The organism is Leptothoe sp. ISB3NOV94-8A (assembly GCF_043421595.1).
Classification (GTDB): Bacteria; Cyanobacteriota; Cyanobacteriia; order Phormidesmidales; family Phormidesmidaceae; genus Leptothoe; species Leptothoe turfae.
Genome location: NZ_JAXSQW010000001.1, coordinates 4,331,672 through 4,349,803, shown reverse-complemented (window position 1 = coordinate 4,349,803; position 18,132 = coordinate 4,331,672). Strand labels below are relative to the sequence as shown.

At 48.4% G+C, this 18,132-nt stretch carries 12 protein-coding genes; 5 read left to right on the top strand and 7 right to left on the bottom strand.

What is annotated here, in order from left to right; translation table 11 throughout:
* Positions 1-25: 25 nt before the first annotated feature.
* Entirely contained in the window at positions 26-1,435 is a 1,410-nt protein-coding gene (locus SPB21_RS18310; protein WP_163696656.1) for a 1-acyl-sn-glycerol-3-phosphate acyltransferase, read from the bottom strand.
* A gap of 626 nt (positions 1,436-2,061) precedes the next feature.
* On the opposite strand from SPB21_RS18310, the gene SPB21_RS18305 reads away from it, so the two are divergent.
* Entirely contained in the window at positions 2,062-2,676 is a 615-nt protein-coding gene (locus tag SPB21_RS18305) for an FHA domain-containing protein (protein ID WP_163661838.1), read from the top strand.
* A 37-nt stretch (positions 2,677-2,713) separates the two neighbouring features.
* Here SPB21_RS18305 and dprA read toward each other — a convergent pair whose 3' ends face one another.
* From dprA to SPB21_RS18290, 3 genes are all read right to left on the bottom strand, one after another.
* Entirely contained in the window at positions 2,714-3,910 is a 1,197-nt protein-coding gene (gene dprA / locus SPB21_RS18300; RefSeq protein ID WP_499867363.1) for a DNA-processing protein DprA, read from the bottom strand.
* A gap of 112 nt (positions 3,911-4,022) precedes the next feature.
* On the bottom strand, positions 4,023-4,685 hold the full coding sequence (locus tag SPB21_RS18295; RefSeq protein ID WP_163696652.1) for a DUF2301 domain-containing membrane protein: 663 nt from the start codon (positions 4,683-4,685) through the stop codon (positions 4,023-4,025).
* 46 nt (positions 4,686-4,731) lie between these two features.
* Positions 4,732-6,414, bottom strand: a complete 1,683-nt coding sequence (locus SPB21_RS18290; RefSeq protein WP_499867362.1) for an ATP-binding protein — start codon at positions 6,412-6,414, stop codon at positions 4,732-4,734.
* Positions 6,415-6,603: 189 nt separating this feature from the next.
* Here SPB21_RS18290 and purN point away from each other — a divergent pair, with 189 nt between their 5' ends.
* The 3 genes from purN to psb32 all read left to right on the top strand — a co-directional run bounded on the left by purN (position 6,604) and on the right by psb32 (position 8,433).
* Entirely contained in the window at positions 6,604-7,266 is a 663-nt protein-coding gene (gene purN / locus SPB21_RS18285) for a phosphoribosylglycinamide formyltransferase (RefSeq protein WP_499867361.1), read from the top strand.
* 104 nt (positions 7,267-7,370) lie between these two features.
* Positions 7,371-7,625 (top strand): hypothetical protein, encoded by a 255-nt coding sequence (locus tag SPB21_RS18280; protein ID WP_499867360.1) that lies wholly within the window; start codon positions 7,371-7,373, stop codon positions 7,623-7,625.
* Positions 7,626-7,722: 97 nt separating this feature from the next.
* Complete coding sequence (gene psb32, locus SPB21_RS18275) at positions 7,723-8,433, top strand: photosystem II repair protein Psb32 (RefSeq protein WP_499059347.1); 711 nt, start codon at positions 7,723-7,725, stop codon at positions 8,431-8,433.
* Positions 8,434-8,520: 87 nt separating this feature from the next.
* Here psb32 and gap read toward each other — a convergent pair whose 3' ends face one another.
* The 3 genes from gap to gltB all read right to left on the bottom strand — a co-directional run bounded on the left by gap (position 8,521) and on the right by gltB (position 15,168).
* Positions 8,521-9,585, bottom strand: coding sequence for a type I glyceraldehyde-3-phosphate dehydrogenase (gene gap / locus SPB21_RS18270; RefSeq protein WP_163661826.1), 1,065 nt, complete (start codon positions 9,583-9,585; stop codon positions 8,521-8,523).
* Positions 9,586-9,780: 195 nt separating this feature from the next.
* Positions 9,781-10,380, bottom strand: coding sequence for a DUF1802 family protein (locus tag SPB21_RS18265; RefSeq protein WP_499867359.1), 600 nt, complete (start codon positions 10,378-10,380; stop codon positions 9,781-9,783).
* 141 nt (positions 10,381-10,521) lie between these two features.
* Complete coding sequence (gene gltB / locus SPB21_RS18260; protein ID WP_163696648.1) at positions 10,522-15,168, bottom strand: glutamate synthase large subunit; 4,647 nt, start codon at positions 15,166-15,168, stop codon at positions 10,522-10,524.
* 741 nt (positions 15,169-15,909) lie between these two features.
* Between gltB and SPB21_RS18255 the strand changes: the two genes are divergently transcribed.
* Positions 15,910-17,748 carry a phosphodiester glycosidase family protein gene (locus SPB21_RS18255; RefSeq protein WP_499867358.1) on the top strand — a complete coding sequence of 613 codons (1,839 nt, stop codon included), beginning with the start codon at positions 15,910-15,912 and terminating at the stop codon, positions 17,746-17,748.
* Positions 17,749-18,132: the final 384 nt, after the last annotated feature.

Below are 18,132 nucleotides of genomic sequence, written 5' to 3'. Positions count from 1 at the left end.
CCCTGACTGTGATCTCAAAATCTCATCAACGATTCTGGTCTTCAAACGAATCCACAATTAAGCTTTCAAGAGCTGTTTGGAGATCCTTGGTCAATGCTGACACTGCCTTACGTCGGCTTTGTTTGTAATCATCCCAGCGCTCACTGACACAAATGGGTTCTCCAACTATTACCTGAGCTTCTCGCTTACCTAAAGAAGGCCTCGGGAAGGGTGTTTTCCCCTGGAGTCGAGTGACCATATCAGTCATCAATAAAACAGTTTCGGCAAAGCGATCGGCTGTGGGTTTTTCTAAGACATAGCGGCCTGTTACTGCCACAAAACTTTCCACAAGACGCATATGCCACATACGTAAGTCCGCCTCTTCCGCAATCCGATCGGCTAGTCCTCGTTCCACTGAAGACAACGCCGCTTCATTACGTAAGTCTTCGCGAAAAATACGTTCCCAGCCAGCTTGTTCCAAACGGCGACAACGATCAATCACAGAGCCTTTGGGCCGCAAATTAAAATACTTTTCTGCTACTGCTAACGCACCATTGAGCAAGTGTTCTAACCGTAAAGCCAGCTGTGCATTAGCATCTTTAGCTTCTGGAGTATCGAGTTGTTCTAGGCCATAGATTTGGTAATAGTAGCTCTCCATCAAGCTGAGTAAATGTTCAGCTAAGCGATAGAGACGGCCATAGAGATTGGTAATTTGAGCTGTGGGTAGTTCCACAGGTGGGACAAATTTTTCATCAGTACTCGATAAACCACTATAAAGTTCTAATTGGCTTAACAGCTCGTCAATAGCATCCCACGGCGGATTGATGTATCGATACTGGATTCCCAATGGCACGATATAAACCGGTTCAGACCGCTGGGATTTTGCCAGATCCTCCACACACCAAAAAGCCAGTTGGGGTACCCCCGGTTCTAGAGGGCTGACAATTTCGTTATGGCCATTATTGCCCCCTTCTGGAGCGGCTGCTAAGGGAAATTTCCCATTTACCAAAAGCTTCCGTGCGGCTTTTAGGGCGACTAAATCTAACTTACCGCGTTGAATGGACACCCCCCCCAAGTGAGAACATAGCCAGCCAACCCACTTCCCTGCCCATAGGGGAATGCCCCGGTCATAGATAAAGTGGCTGTGCACAGGCTGCAGTTTTTTTCCCATTTGGACAGCCGATTGTGGCACTGCTTTCCACAGCAAATGTGCCATGCCATAGGCATCTTCAGGAGCAGGATGCCGGAAAGCCAGAATCAATCTGCTATGCCCTGCCTGAAATTCTGCGTAGTGCTTGGCGAGAACCCCGGCATTATTGACCTTGATGTTTACGAGATCAGTTTGCCAACGCATCCAGCCTGGCAAAGCTACTCGCACAAAACGTCGCACCCATGGATTAAAGCGTTCGGGAATAAAATCTAGAGGGGGTTGAGCACGGATGATGGCACTGATCACAGCAGGAACTCTCCAGAAAATAGCAGGAAAAATAAAGCTGCTTAATAATTACTTAATAGGTACAGTTAATTTAAGCTGTGTCATGACGATACTAAGGGGATGTGATGGTTTCTACACTGTCTACTTTCAAGACGCTGAAACCCCTATGAGTACAGCTTTACGGATTCAGGACTGCATATACCAATCTTGGGGGATTTTAATATTTACTTGTGGCTTTTAAAGCTTCCATAAAACGGTATCCGCCAAATTACTTATTTTGAAAGCACAGGCTTTAATAAACAAAAGATATAAAGAAGGCAATACTTTTGATAGGTTCATATCCTATACATAGAATTGCTGAGCACCTGTAGAGAAAGTTCTAAAACTATACTTAAGTATATTTAGGACTTTATGTATGTCCCACCACCGTTGTAGCTAGATTTTTTTAGAGATTTTCTCAATCTTAGACAATGAGGGTATTGCTACAGGTGAGCAGCAATTTTTCATTAGCTGACTTTAAAATCTATTTTTCTACCTCATTAATGATTTCTCAATTCTTTGGGAAATTCATATGTGAATCTACTGAATTAGGGTGACAATCGACCGCACTTATAGCCTCTTGCTGTTAAGTTGTTTAGTCATTGTCCATGTCCACGCTTAGAGCTTTCCTATCCGATAACCAGGCAGTTAAAGAAACAGCTGGTGATCTTATCAGCAAAAATGTTTTATCACTTCCTTGGGATGCGCTGTTTAATAATGTTAAAAATGATTTTGAAACGGCTAATGTAATTGCCGACTCTATCTTGACAGTTAAAGAACGCTGTCAAAATACACCTTTTTACGTTCAGGCGATCATCGCTAATTCTTCTGTATTTTTAGTCTCTAATACGGGCAGTTCTGAAACTTTAAATCTCACCCATGTGGGTGCATGTTGGCTATTAGGAAAATCCGTAACCTGCGCATTGCCAGTCGGCAATGCAACTGTTGCTCCATGTCATGCAGTGATTCGTCATACCCCTGAGTCTGGTTTTTTCATTGCTGATGTTGGTAGTCAATCAGGGACCCGTTTAAATTGTCGTCGTCTTGTTCCTCAAAAACGTCAGGCCCTTAGGGATGGCGACATGATTGAGTTAGGAGACCTGGTGGTAGAATTCTTTGTCGATAATTTTGATTGCATAGAAGATCCGCTAGATGGCCACGAAATCACCTACACAGGGTTTGAGGTAACCTACACCGGTATGGAAACATATCCAGGAAACTGATATAGGGCAAAACTAAAAGGTGTAGCCATGACTATGACTATGTGCGCTGATATTGGCCACCAGGTAATTGGACGATAACACCAGCGAGTTCTAACTGTAGTAAGCCACCCAGCAGGGCACTTGTGTCTAGCTGGGTGGTTTCTACTAGGTTATCCAGGCTGACCGGTTCCTCAGGAATCATCTGCAAAATATGCTGTAGGTTTTTATCCAGTGTTACCTCCGGTGCAGACTTTGCCGGTTCAGGTGCTGATGTATCTGGCTGAGTGTTTATAAAATGCCTGTTTTCATCGCCACCCTGGTTGTTACGGTCGTTTTGATGGGTCATATTTTTATGAGCCATATCTGAATTGGGAACGCCAATATTGAGCAGATCTTTGATCAGCTGGTCTTCACCCATGATGATGGCTGCTCCAGTATTGATGAGGACTAAGCAACCTCGACAGGTGGGATTATCTAGACCGTCAGGTAATGCGTAGACATGACGACCATAGTCATTGGCTAAATAAGCTGTAATCAGTGCACCTGAGCGTTCTGGGGCTTCGGTAACCAAGGTGGCATGACTAAGGCCAGCAATGATGCGGTTGCGTCGAGGAAAGTGACTACGATCAGGCGGCGTACCGTTGGGGTATTCGCTCACGATCAAGCCGGTTTCTAAGATGCGTTGGTAAATTTGAGCGTTGCTACGGGGATAGATGACATCTACACCAGTGCCAAGTACGGCTATGGTTTGGCCGTCGGTATTTAGACAGCTTTGATGGGCATGGGTGTCAATGCCAGTGGCCATGCCAGAAACAATGGTGATTTGCCGTTGACTCAAGCGACGACTTAAGCGCTGGGTCCAACGACGTCCGTAGGGACTAGGGTGGCGAGTTCCGACAATGCTTATGGTGATAGGATTTGTGCAAGCATTAGGCCTGAGAGGACCGCGATAGTAAAGCACGGGAGGTGGGTCTGGAATTTCCCACAGTAGACTGGGATAGTCAGAGTCAGCTGGTGTCCAAAAGTCTGGGTATTGTGATTCGTGCTTGTCTAATAGTTCTTGGGGGTTGAGATGAGATCGCATCTCCCTAATCCGATCCGCTGTGATCAAACCAATGCCTGCCACAGCAAGCAGTTCAACTGGGGCAGCCTGCCAGGCTAATTCCAGTGACCCAAACTGCTCATGCAGCCGCTTTATCAACACTGGCCCGACATCTTTAACCCGTGACCAAGCCAGCCAATATGCTCGTTCCAACCTAGCATCCCCGTTGTTTCAACGGTTCTAGGATGCCCATGAATAACCCTAATATAGGAGCAAAATCATAGAGGCGTTCCATGGAACGCCCTTACCTGTATGGGCAATGCCCCTAGATGTTTGCCTGACGCTTCTGTTTGAGGTGCTCAAAGACACTTTTGTCGCCAATGTCAGGTGGGATTGGCTGCATTAGTTTACGTAGGGCAAAGATGACAAACAACACTGCCCAAGCGATCAGTAACCCCTGACCTATATGACTGGGCATAGCCTGTGCCATGTGGGTCAACAGCAAGCTAGGAACTAGGGGCACCAGAAATTTTGTTTCAAGTCGATTAAAACAAAAGGCTTCTTTGATAAAGATGCCGGTCATGGCTGCAAAGGTAAACCCTATGCCCAAAATCGACAAAGGCTGTTCATACGCTGTCAGGGCTAATGGTCCCGGTACACCTATGGCAATGCCCAGGCTGGCTAGGCCTCCTGCTAACCACAACCCCTGTAATGCCTGATGTAGCGGTTTTAGATAAATATGAATGAACCAAAGACTAATGCCCAGACCTAACCACATGGTTAAGTAACATCCAGAAATGGTCCAAAGTAGCCCGGTGCTACCATTGCCTAGGCGCAGCAACATAACCCCCAAAGCAAAACTGAAAGCGGCTATGGCTAAACCACAGCGGTAAATCACGACCTCGCGTCGATCGTCCGCAGTGATGACAAACGGGCCAAATTGACCCTCATAGGTTTCTAGACTCGTGTCTGACGGTGCAGTTACCATAACTACCTCCTGATATGGATTTAATCCATGTGAGTGCTATCTCTCATCAAGGTGTGAAGGAGAGCGGTAACTCAATCGTAAAACACGTCTGATCATCTTCACTCCTAACTGTAATAACTCCGTTAATGTGTTCCACCAGCTTTTGGACTAATGCTAGGCCCAATCCGGTTCCTCCCTGTTTCCAGGGGTCGGCGCTAGGCACCCGATAAAACTTGTCAAAAATACGTGGCAGTGCATCCTGGGGAATTTCCACCCCTGTATTTACGAGGGCAAGTTTTAAGATGTCGTCCTTCATCTGCACTACGGAAAGTGTGATTTCACCTCCGGGAGGGGTATATTTGCACGCGTTGTTTAGAAGTTCGGCCCAAATGCGATCGAGGCTCGACAAGTCTGACTTCAATAGGGGAATATTCTCCGCAATGGTCACTTGCAGCTGTTGCTGACGACTGGCAGCACGTTCTTGAAAACTACTGACCAAAGCAGGGAGCCATTCGTTGATTTGGATCGTTTGTAGTGCTAAATCGTGGTTGCCCACGTCCAAACGCTGTAGGTCTAGTAAATCGTTGATCAAACTAATTTCCCGTTCACACTCTTCTTTGAGAATGCGATAGTAGCGGGCAATGCGACCTTGCTTTGCATCGGGGTTGGTCAGTTCATGCTCCAACCCTAGTTCTTGGGTGAGGGTGACTCCGAGCAGCTGTAGAGCCACACGCATACTGGTGACGGGTGTGCGCAGCTCGTGGGAAACGGTGCTGAGAAAGTCATCCTTAAGGTTATTGACTTGCTCTAGTTCACGTACCTGGGATTGGGATTCTTGATAAAGCCGTGCCTGGCGAATGGCAATGGCACATTGGTTAGCCACCTGTTGCACGAGGCGAATTTCATATTCGCTAAAGCCGTGTTCTTTATCGTTAATCAGCCATAGATCGCCGAGGACACCCCGGTCATCAAAAATTGAGCAGGCTAACATCGACACCAGGCCCCGTACTGGGTTAGGGGCAATGGAGCAAAACTGAAAGTATTGGCCTTCGAGCAGCTGATGATAAACCTCCGGAAAGGCTTCCATTTGGGAGACGCGCCCCCGGTCGGATGGCAGGGTGGTGTACTCGTAATAAATGGTGGAGGTGCCCTGCTCTAGATCATACAGAGAGGTATTGGAACCTCTAACGTTGAGGGCTTCCGTGATTTCTTGTACGGCTGTTTGTAAAATTTGTTTCTCGTCCAGGCTGTCCCGTACCCGGTCAGTAATCCGTTTTAAGGTGGCCTCAAATTCTGTTAGTTGATCTAGAGCGCTGTCACGTTCTTCGAGTTGTTGCTGTAAGTCAGTGTTAAGGTGGCGAAGCTGAACCAACTCACTGATGTCTTGGAGGGTATTTATAAGGACTAGACCATTTGGGGTTTGTAAGAGGGCACGCTCCCCTGAAAACTGGTGCTTGCCATGGCAGGTATTCAGGTAAATCGTTTGCTCAGCAACTGTGCCTGTGGTGAAGAAGCTGGCGTCTTGCGATCGCAACAAATCTGCATCAACTACTGCTGTCACGTCATGGTCCAGGCAACCTTTAATGCTCTCTAGGGATACATTCAGCAACTGGCAACAGGCCGTATTTGCAAACAACCATCGATGATCTTGGCTTTTGACGTAGATAGGTGCGGCAACAGCATTTAAGGCGCTGGTTATTACGCCGAGCAAATTTGGGGTATCAACATTTGAAGCGACAGATAAACTCATTTCACCAATGCAATGAGTGAACGTGATGTGTTCCCTAACTATGCCCCGATTTTTCAGAAAAGAGCTAACGGTGTATCGCTAAGTCAGCCCTTTTCCGTTAAATCAGTGATTATACGTAGGTTATGGCGAATGAAATGAACGTTGCCTATGCCCCTGTAGAATTCTAGAGTTTGTTTCTTGTTTGATGCTATGGGTTATGTTCCCACTGACTATTCCATCACTAGTTTGTTAAGTCCTAACATTGATTGGCAAACGCTCAGCTACCCCACTCTCAAGCTGGGGATTTTAGCATCTGGTAACGGCAGCAATTTTGAGGCCATTATGGACGCCATTGAGGACTCACGGCTCAATGCCAAGGTTAATGTTGTCGTTTGTAACAACCCCGGTGCGAACGTTCTGGAGCGAGCGGCTAAATGGTCGATCCCTACGGTTCTTCTAAATCATCGTGAGTTTGCGTCTCGCGAAGTGCTGGATCAGGCCATTGTCGATACCCTTGTCCAACATGATGTCGGCTGGGTGATTATGGCAGGCTGGATGCGGCGGGTAACGCAACACCTAATTGATGCTTTTAGTGGACGTTTGCTCAATATTCATCCCAGTTTATTGCCCAGTTTTCCGGGTCTCCATGCGGTACAGCAGGCCTTAGATGCAGGGGTTCAGCTGGCGGGCTGTACAGTACATTATGTAGAGCTAGCAGTCGACAGCGGTCCCATAATTATGCAAGCAGCTGTGCCCGTGCTGGCTGGTGACACTGAAGCAAGTCTCCAATCTCGTATTCAGGTACAAGAGCATCGGATTTATCCAGCTGCCATAGCCTTAGCAGCCCATGCTCATTTCACAAAAACTAGTTGAGTGAGGTTGATCAGTGCGACAACCAGTTGTTTAAGTGGCTCTTTAATCGGAAATCCATGTGATCTAGATAACCTTTGATCCGGAAGTTGAGCTGAGAAGGGCGAATGTATAAACAGTTACCCACTCACCCAGCTTTTACGATGTTCAACACCTCTCAATTTGTTGGCAAGGATCTAGAAGTTTTGGTGCGCACAGCACTTACCCATGGTGAATTGGCCCCTGGTATTGCCTTAGCGGTTGAGCGTTATCGCTCAAAATCCAGTCTGACAGTGGTAGAACAACGACAATTACAAATTTTGGACAGTGCGATCTCAGATGGTTGTGTTGTAGCTGTACAAGTACAATCAGCTAAACGCTAGTCCCAAGACTGTACTAGCTTTCTCAGAGGCATGTGGTCATCTATAGTAGTGATTAGGGCCGCTATATGGCTGCTCGACTGCTGCTTCTTGAAACATCATGCGCTTGAGTTCGATATTTCATCGCTGCCGCTGGATAGTTGTGGTTGCGATCGCGTTAGCTATTAATCTATCAATTGCGGCACCAGCCAGTGCTACCGGGATCTATGACATGCCCATTAGTCCTAATGCCGACAACTGGGTCTTAGATGACGCCAAGCAAATCACTCGGCTTAACGAAAGTAATCTGAACAAAGACCTGAAGAAACTAGCAACTGAAACCGGTCAAGAGGTTCGCTATGTCACCATTCATCGTTTGGACTATGGTGAAACGGCTCAAAGTTTTGCTGAGCAAATTTTTGCTCGTTGGTTTCCTTCTCCAGAAGCAGGTGCAAATCAAACTGTGATTGTTCTGGATGATGTCACCAATACCATTGGCATTAAATCCGGTGAAGAAACAGCTGCTTTACTTCCTGAAGAGATTTCCGAAAGCATCACGAAGGAAACAATGAAAGCACCGTTAATTAAAAGCAACAGTTACAACCGAGCATTTGGTGATGCCACCGTACGCTTAGCTGCTATATTAACGGGCGATCCTGACCCTGGCCCTCCCGTGATCGAAGAAACCATCAATGTGGAAGGTACCTTTGCCACTGCTGAGGAAACTGAGGAAAATCGCACCAGCTCAACTTGGATCGTTGTGGTTCTACTGATCTTGGCTACGGTCATTCCTATGGCCACTTATTACTGGTATCAGTCTATGGGTGGTTGAGTCTGCGCTAATGTTCAGTGGCCTCTGGCTAATAAGTGTTTATAAGAAAAAGCGACCCAATTTTGGGTCGCTTTTTCTTATCTCAAACTATGCATAAACTGCTTCTAAAGCATCGCTAGTAACCCCCTGAAGGAGGCCTTCAGTGATGGCCATGTGCAGCATCAAATCAACTACACGGTTGGAGTAGCCCCACTCATTGTCGTACCAAGTGATCAGCTTGAAGAAATTGGGGTTAAGTTCAATACCAGCGCCTGCATCAAAAATGCTAGAGCGCGGATCACCCACAAAATCAGTTGAAACAACGGGATCTTCTGTATAGCCTAAGACCCCACGTAACCCGTTGTTAGATGCCGCTTTCATGGCATCGCAGATTTCACGATAGTTAGTGGCCTTTTCAGTTCGAACGGTCAAATCAACCACCGATACATCAGGCGTGGGTACCCGTAAAGCCATACCTGTTAGTTTACCTGTTAGCTCTGGGAGCACCAGGGTAACGGCCTTCGCGGCACCTGTGGATGCGGGAATAATGTTCTGAGCTGCACCACGACCACTGCGCAAACTCTTCTTGTTCGGGCTATCCACGGTGGATTGAGTCGCTGTAGATGCATGCACTGTAGTCATCAGACCTTCAGCGAAGCCAAAATGCTCGTGGATCACTTTGGCTACAGGCGCTAGACAGTTTGTGGTGCAGCTAGCATTGGAGACAATTTGATCGGTTTCGGGATTAAAGGTCTTATGGTTTACCCCTACCAATAGCGTGGGAACCTGTTCTGGGCTCTTAGTGGGAGCTGAAATGACAACTCGCTTTGCCCCAGCTTTTAGATGATTGGCGGCTTTGTCATAGGTTGAAAATCGTCCTGTCGCTTCAACCACATAATCGGTACCCAAGCTGCCCCAGGGCAGTTCAGCTGGGTTAGCGATGGAAAAACAGGGGATAAATTTACCACTGACAACAATGCCGTTATCTCTTGCTTCCACATGGCCTGGGAACTGACCATGGGTGGAATCATATTTAAGTAAATAGGCCAGATTCTCAGGGGAGACTAAATCGTTAATACCAACAAACTCAATATTAGAGTTATTGACAGCGGCTCGCAGTATTAAACGACCAATACGGCCAAACCCATTGATGCCAACTTTTAGCACGGTCATAACAAACCCTATTGCTCATAGATGGTGTACAAAATCACTGCCTCAATAAGCGAGCAGCTTGTACTTTGTATGGCTGATTAGCTAGGGAAGCTGGGGATCGTCGGTTTTCCTTTATAGTTATCGACTTCCATATAAATTATGGTTTCAAAACGTAGGTAAATATGACGTAAGTAAGATCATTTGCAATGAAACATCTCAAAATATTTCATTGCCTTGCCAGGACCCGATGGTCTCAAATTGCTGGATTTGATGGCATATCTTTTGTCCGGCTACCGTCCATGTCTGCTCATCTAAAACGGGGACAGATTGTTTGGTATCTCTAGGGGTTTCTAGGTTTAGCCAAGATCGACAGCCACCGTAGGCAGCCTGCCAGTCAAGCTGTACTGGTGTTGTTAATCGATATACACGCATTAACAGCAGGTGCAGGGGTTGGCTGGGTTTCCAGCGAAAACGTTCCGTTACAAACTGCTCGTTCCAAATGTGAAATGGCAGCAACGAGTTAACAGACTGCTCATTTCTAACGGTCCACACCTGGGTAATATTGGCCCAAGCTTGAATAGTCACCTGGGTTGGATGCCAGCCAGCTGCCACAGGTGTTACTTGTGCAGCCCATTGGGGTTTTAATAAGTTCGTTTTTTGGTGTTCATAGGTGGGGTATAGCCAGACTCGCTGATGGGGTACTTGAAAATGGTTGCCTACCTCACGAATGCCTCCCTTGCGCAGCAGCAGAATTGTTTGGCCTTGGACAAGGGCATCCACTGCTACAGACCATTCCTTCAGAGCATGTTGAAGCAATTTTGGGCACCTCCGAAATCGCTTGAAATCGTAACATCCTAGACTAGCTGGATGTCTGTCAAAAACATAGCCATCTCCCACTGAATGGAGATGGCTGAGAAGATCATGACAAGTCAAGTAAATGTCAGCATTTCGGTTAATTTAACCAACTGTGGTGACAACGGTTGCTGTGCTATCTAGCGTTTCAGGACGATCAGCTTCTGATGGAGGCACCACCTGCCAGAACCTGGGTAGATAGTTGTCCCAATTCGCTAAAATCTGGGCCGCTTTAGTACTGCCGGTGCGTTCTGCGTGATTGGTAATCATCTCTTTAAGCTGTTGAGCACCGGCTGTGGTGATCACCCGCTGTACCTTGACAATCTCAGGGTTAACTCTGGTGGGGAAATCACCTTGTTCATCGAGAAAGTAGCCTAGGCCACCGGTCATACCGGCACCGACATTACGTCCTACGCTACCGAGGCAAACCACAACGCCACCGGTCATGTATTCACAGCAGTGGTCACCGGCTCCTTCAATCACAGCCTGACCTTTAGAGTTACGTACGGCAAATCGCTCACCAGCTTTACCAAAGGCATAAAGTGTACCGCCAGTGGCTCCGTAGAGACAGGTGTTGCCGACAATGACGTTTTTCGATGGATCGTACTGGACGCCTTCGAAGGGCGTAATGATCAGTTCGCCACCGTGCATCCCTTTGCCGACATAATCATTGGCTTCGCCGATGAGACGGAGATTCATCCCCGGTAGGTTAAAGGCTCCAAAGCTTTGACCGATGCTGCCTTTGAATGTGAGGTTCAATGTGCCAGCAAAGCCAGTATTGCCGTATTTTTTGGCAATGGCTCCAGATATGCGGGCACCGACAGAGCGATCAGTGTTGATGACATCAGAGGTTTTGTGGAGTTCAGTCTGGTTAGTAATGGCTTGCTGAATCTCGGCATTTGCCAGGAGAGTGTCATCCAATACGGGACCATTGCTATGAACATCACCATGGTCAAGCCAGGTGCGATCGCTACGGGTATCCGGCAATTGGGTAATGATATTCAGCGTCAAGCCCTGGGTTTTGGTGAGGCTAGCATCAGCGCGAGTGGTCAGCAGATCCGCCCGACCAATAATTTCATTCAATGAGCGATAGCCCAAATGCGCCAATAGTGAACGAACTTCCTCAGCGACAAAGTGGAAAAAGTTAACCACATGCTCAGGCACACCGGTAAAGCGCTTACGCAGTTCTTCGCGCTGGGTAGTGACTCCAACGGGGCAGCTATTGGTGTGGCAAACTCGGGCCATGATGCAGCCCTCAGCAATCATGGCGATGGTGCCAAAGCCATATTCTTCTGCACCCATCAGGGCACCCATGACAACGTCCCAACCAGTTTTAAGGCCCCCGTCAACACGCAGTAGCACGCGGTCACGCAGCTGGTTTTCCATTAACACGCGGTGGACTTCGGTCAGACCCAGTTCCCAAGGCACACCTGCATGCTTAATAGAGCTGAGGGGAGATGCCCCCGTACCTCCATCATGGCCAGAGACCTGAATAATGTCGGCGTTGGCCTTGGCCACACCGGCTGCAATGGTACCAATGCCAATTTCAGACACCAGCTTGACTGAAACACCTGCAGTTGGATTGATTTGGTGCAGGTCGAAGATCAGCTGAGCCAGGTCCTCAATCGAGTAGATATCGTGGTGAGGTGGTGGTGAAATCAACGTTACGCCAGGCTTGGAACGGCGTAGTGAAGCAATGTAGTCGCTCACCTTACGACCGGGTAGCTGACCCCCTTCACCCGGCTTGGCACCCTGGGCCATCTTGATTTCGATTTGCTTGGCGCTCATGAGGTACTCAGGTGTGACGCCAAAGCGGCCTGAGGCTACCTGTTTGATGGCGGAGCAGGCGGTGTCACCCGGCTTTAAGCCCTTCAGGTGGGGCAGCGTGGCTGACAGCCCGTTATCGTCCACATCGTTGATGGGCTGGAAACGGACGGTGTCTTCGCCGCCTTCTCCAGAGTTAGACTTGCCCCCGATGCGGTTCATTGCGATCGCAAGTGTCTCATGGGCTTCCCGAGACAGTGCCCCCAAGGACATCCCCCCGGTGCAGAAGCGGCGCATAATGGCTTCCACTGGTTCCACCTCCTCCATCGAGATAGACCCACGGTCACTCTTGAAGTCCAGGAGATCTCTCAGCGCTGCTACAGGACTCCCCTTCAGCTGCTCCTGGTACAAGGCATAGTGGTCATATTGATTAGACTTAACTGCCTTGTGCAGCAGTTTAGTGAGCTGTGGGCTGTTGCTGTGATATTCCCCCTTAGGCCTTGCTTGCACAAAGCCCATGTGCTCTAGACGTTTGCCAGTGAGCTCGGGGAATGCTTTGCTGTGGAAACGCATGGTTTCCTCGGCTAGCTCAGCCACGGTTAGACCGCCCAGGCGAGAAATACTGCCCTTAAAGCCTGCTGTCAATAGTTCAGGCCCAATACCAATCGCTTCGAAAATCTGCGCACCTTGATAGCTGGAAAGTAAAGAAATGCCCATTTTGGATAGAATCTTCAGCAATCCAGATTCCACGGCCTTACGGTAGTTGGCCTGGGCTCCATTCAATGTAGTGCCAGGCAGCTTGCCGGTTTCCATCAGTTTTTGGGTTTTGCTGTTGGCCCACCAGTGACGAACACTTTCTAGTGCCAGGTATGGGCAGACTGCGCTGGCACCGTAGCCCACTAGGCAAGCAAAGTGGTGGGTGGTCCAGCACTGAGCGGTATCCACTATCAGTGAAGCTTTCATCCGCAAGCCGTTACCGATCAGATGGTGGTGTACGGCACCTACGGCTAATAGAGGTGGAATGTAGGTTTGAGTGGCGGATAGTGTGGCTGGGTTGCCATGGGCATCGATGCGATCGCTAAGGATTAAAATCTCAGACCCTGCCTTAACGGCTGTATCGGCTTGATTACAAAGAGCCTCCAGCGCTTGGCTCAAGCTATGGGGGCCGTTTTCAATGGTGTAAAGCGTAGAAATGCTAGCTGTTTTCAAACTACCCTGGCGAATTAGCGCCAGCTCATTGTCGTTAACCACCGGTGATTCCAGCTTCATCAACTGACTCGGTTGTTCATCCAATAGATTATGGCGCTGCCCCAACTGCATTTGTAACGACATCACCAGTCGCTCCCGCAGAGGATCGATGGGGGGGTTGGTCACCTGGGCAAATCGCTGCTTGAAGTAGTTGAACAGCAGATGAGGCTTCTCAGATAGCACCGCTAAAGGGGCATCGTTCCCCATGCAGTAAGTGGGCTCTTTCCCCTGAGCCGCCATATCCTGAATAACCATATCCAGGTCTTCAGCCGTATAGCCGAAGGCGGTTTGCTGTGTCAGTAGAGACTTTCCTTCCAGGTATGGCTGTTCACTGAAAAGCTGAGGAGAGATGTCTTGACGATGGTTGCGGAGCCATGCTCCATAGGGTTGAGTTTGAGCCACCCGCTGTTTGATATCCCAGTTTTTCAGGATTTCATGGGTCTCAAAGTCAATGGCGATCATTTGACCAGGGCCTAAACGTCCCTTTTCAACGATCTCCTCTGTAGGTAGCTCAACGACGCCTGCTTCGGACGAGACAACCAGGTAACCGCTGCGGGTAATGGCGTAGCGAGCAGGACGCAGTCCATTGCGGTCCAGTGTGGCACCCACTTGCTTGCCATCGCTAAACACCACAAGTGCTGGACCGTCCCAAGGCTCCTGTACACCACTGTAGTATTCATAAAAGTCAGTGATTTCAGGATAATTGAGTAGCTCAGGCTGATTTAGATAGGCCTCAGGCACCATCATCATCAAGGCCTGGGCTGGCGTACGCCCTGAGCGAACCAGCAGCTCCATGACGTTGTCTAAGTTGGCCGAGTCACTGTTATCAGCATTCACAATGGGTTTCAATTGCTGGATGCTGTCTCCCCATACAGCACTTGCCAAATCCGCCTCTCGGGCCATCATCCAGTTGATGTTACCGATCAGCGTATTAATTTCACCGTTATGACCCAATAGACGCATGGGGTGGGCTAAGGGCCACTTTGGCATGGTGTTGGTGCTAAAGCGACGGTGATAGACAGCAAATGCGCTTTCATAATCACTATCTTGCAAATCCAAGTAGAACTGTCCAAGCACATCACTGCGGACCATGCCCTTATAGACCAAAGTTCGACCAGAGAAGGAGCACATGTAGGCTTCTTTGAGGGCCGCTGCCAGCTCGTCACTGCCCTGAACCGCTTCCATTGCTCTTAGCCAGGCACGGCGCAATAGAAAAAGCTGGCGTTCTAGTTCATCACCAGTTGCTTCTGATTCAACAACCACCTGCTCAATCTGAGGCTCAAATTCCCGAGCTAGTGCACCTAATGTCTCAGATGCTACGGGAACAGGCCGCCAACCAATCAGGGTCATACCAGCGGCCTTAGTTACCTGAGCAAACTTTTGTTTAGCAATTTCAGCGGCATCACCATGACGGGGTAAGAATGTCATACCCACGCCAACATGGCCCTGCCTTAATGATTGGCCAGCGGCCCAGCACTGCAAAATTTTCCAAGGGATGGCGGTCATAATACCTGCCCCATCCCCAGAGTCATGGTCGGCGCAGCAACCTCCCCGATGTTCCATGCAGCTAAGGGCATGCAACGCATCAGTAACTAAGCGGTGACTAGCACGGCCTTGCTGATCAGCAATAAAACCCACACCACAAGCGTCTCGTTCCTCCACTAGTGATTTAGGCCCCAAAGGCTCCAGGCCTTGACATTGCTGATTTGTTTGCACATTATCTACACGCTTATTACCCATGGGCCAGTCACAAGAAGAAAATAGAAAAACGATTGGTTATCTAACTGCTAGAGAATCCCTCGCAGTTATTACTAATAGCGATTGAAAAGTAATCTCCCAGATACGCAACTAAGGGCGATTAAGATATATCGCTCTACAAAATTGGTAGACCGTAATAAATCCACCTAAGGAAACGAGCTATTGACACCAGTCAACATCGCTGAACAGGATCGATGTGTATAAACTGATACTCCCAACAGCACTACGTGGGAAATCTCCCATGAGCCGACCATTGCCTGCAAACGCTCATAGCGGGCGTTCGGTGTGACAATGATCACACTACCTTTACATAGTAAAAGTAAATCAAATTTAGCGATCCTTCACTGAACTTGACGAACTGCGTTGGGAAATGTCCTCAAAATTCTTGAGGATCGCTATTATCAAGTGCCTCACTTGGATTCGTCAAGAATCTTTAAGGGCTTTGAAAGATGAGGTGCTTGTGGGATTTGTGGGGTCTTGGTGCCTGGCTATGGGTATGCCAAAGTCCAGATTGAGCCGTGAAAGCTACAGTTGTCTTGGCTCAGCCTATTTTAATTGTGCTGGTATGTGAAGGTTATTTAAAGTGACTTCACTGTCCATAGCCACTTCTTTCTAGGTAGTACCCTTGGGGTAGTTTCAGGATTGATAACGCCTGGAAAGCGGTCGGTAATTTAAAAGCCCTGCTGCTAATTAATTCGCTTCACCTCGTTGAATTGGTTGCCTATGTCGGTGCAAGGTCCTTGGTCGCCCCATGTCAGATCGTCACTAAAGTATCTTGTTTTAATGCTTTGTGTCTGTAGCTTTGTGCTAGGCGGTGCGCAAATAGATTCACAACCAGCTGTAACTAATGTTGTTACAGCATCCTTAGGGCGACTGGCACTGGTGAAGGCTACAGAGCCAACCGCTAGTGGTCGACAGTTGCGACTCAATGGCCGCCTGGTGAATGGTGCATGGCAAAAGCGACGTGATTTGATTGGCATTGCAGATGGTGCGATCGCAACCCATTTAGGTGTTGATTTAGGCAGTACAGGCGACCCATCTGAGCAGCCTGTATCTTGGTTTAATGGCGCTAATCAAGGCATGCTGACCTTGCCTGCATGGCGATACGAACATCATCGCTATGTGGATATTTCCCCCTTGGGGCGTCAACATGAGTGGCAAGTCACTCCCCAGGGCTCAGTTCTAGACTTAACCCTGCCAACGAGTCAGATCATGGCGGTTCGTCAGGGGCGTCAATCCTGGGGTGATCGTCTGGTATTGGATTTAAGTAAAGAAGCTTCGTGGCAGGTAAGCCCGGCAACCAATAGCATTACGGTGACCGTTGATGCCGCAATGGATACAGGGGCTATCTCAGCCTTTAAACTAACGCCCACCAACAGCCTCAAAGGTGCCAACATCACTTCCAGTGCTCAACGCACCACCCTCACCTTGACCGTGGCCAACCATCTGAAGCCCCATGTCTGGAGTTTAGCTGAGCCTAACCGCCTGGTGATTGATATTCGCCCTGATGCTCTCAGATCTAAAGAAATCCTCTGGGCCGATGGCGTGCAATTTCAACAGCGTTACGTTAGCTTAGGCAGTCAGCGCTTCCCTGTGTATACCTTAAGTCTAGACGCCAATCATCCTGACTTTTCTTTGCTGCCTCTGTGGGCGTTTCCTGACCAAGCGGCTGGCATTAAACCGCCATCAGATTTAGCCGAGCAGTGGCAGCCTATAGCCTTAATCAATGGCGGCTTCTTTAATCGAAATAATCAATTGCCACTAGGGGCATTACGGTTTAATAACAGCTGGATTTCTGGCCCAATTCTTGGGCGTGGGGCCATGGGTTGGGATGACCAAGGTAATGTCATCATGAGTCGCCTAACTCTAGCGGCCACCGTCACCGCTAACAATCAAACCTATCCTATTGATCACCTCAACAGCGGCTATGTCAAAGCTGGCATTGCTCGCTACACAGAACATTGGGGGCCTCAATACACCACCCTGGTTGATAATGAAGTGGTTGTCACGGTGCAAAATGAGCGAGTGCTGCAGCAACGTACGTTGGGATCTGCAGGTCAAGAGACTGTGCCCATTCCTCCAGGTGGTTATCTGCTCGTTTTACGGTCTTTTAATTCCGCTGCATCCGCTTTTGCGCCTGGAGCAACCGTCGCCTTAACACAACAAATGCAACCCTCTAGTTTTGAGCAGTTGCCCCACACTTTAGGGGCGGGTCCTTTGCTGATAACCAGAGGGCAAATTGTCTTGAACGCCCAGCAGGAATCGTTTAGCCGTAACTTCATCGAAGGTAGAGCCCCCCGCAGTATTATTGGCCTTACTCCGACTGGTCAAATCAAGCTAATCGCTATTCAAGATCGGGTGGGTGGCCGTGGTCCTACGCTGCCAGAAACTGCTCAGATTGTTCAGAAATTGGGATGTACTGATGCACTTAATTTAGATGGTGGTAGCTCATCTAGCCTTTATCTAGGCGGGACGTTGCTCAATCGACATCCCCGCACAGCCGCTCGCATCAATAATGCTTTAGGAGTGTTTGCTAGTTCCCCTGTGGAAAATCGTCTGTAAAAGTGCCCCTGATTGAAGCAACCTTTAAAGTATTTTCCGTAACTTGAAGACTCCGTTTAGTTAATTGCTTCGGTGGCCTCACTCGTGACGCCTATCTAATTTCCGCTGTTATGATGAGACCTGAATTGAAAACGTTATTCAAAATCGCTACCACAGATCGCGGCGTTTTTTACTAAACCCATTTTCTCTAGGGAAGCGATGCATTAAAAAATCCCTGTAGATCCTTAATACCTACGGTAACTAAACCGGTATTCAAACCTTGTGCTGATTGTATCAGCGAAGTTATTACGCCTACTGCTACTGCTCAGCTACTGGCAGGCTAAGTTTTCTTTGGCCTTGGCAATTCCTACAGGGTCCGCCATTAAAAATCGTAGCCACTATCCG

What these genes read in the sequence shown, in the direction of transcription:
- SPB21_RS18305 (WP_163661838.1), top strand. Translation starts at nt 2,062, where the DNA reads ATGTCCACGCTTAGAGCTTTCCTATCCGATAACCAGGCAGTTAAAGAA.
- SPB21_RS18295 (WP_163696652.1), bottom strand. Translation starts at nt 4,685, where the DNA reads ATGGTAACTGCACCGTCAGACACGAGTCTAGAAACCTATGAGGGTCAA.
- SPB21_RS18290 (WP_499867362.1), bottom strand. Translation starts at nt 6,414, where the DNA reads ATGAGTTTATCTGTCGCTTCAAATGTTGATACCCCAAATTTGCTCGGC.
- purN (WP_499867361.1), top strand. Translation starts at nt 6,604, where the DNA reads ATGGGTTATGTTCCCACTGACTATTCCATCACTAGTTTGTTAAGTCCT.
- SPB21_RS18280 (WP_499867360.1), top strand. Translation starts at nt 7,371, where the DNA reads ATGTATAAACAGTTACCCACTCACCCAGCTTTTACGATGTTCAACACC.
- psb32 (WP_499059347.1), top strand. Translation starts at nt 7,723, where the DNA reads ATGCGCTTGAGTTCGATATTTCATCGCTGCCGCTGGATAGTTGTGGTT.
- gap (WP_163661826.1), bottom strand. Translation starts at nt 9,585, where the DNA reads ATGACCGTGCTAAAAGTTGGCATCAATGGGTTTGGCCGTATTGGTCGT.
- gltB (WP_163696648.1), bottom strand. Translation starts at nt 15,168, where the DNA reads ATGGGTAATAAGCGTGTAGATAATGTGCAAACAAATCAGCAATGTCAA.
- SPB21_RS18255 (WP_499867358.1), top strand. Translation starts at nt 15,910, where the DNA reads ATGTCGGTGCAAGGTCCTTGGTCGCCCCATGTCAGATCGTCACTAAAG.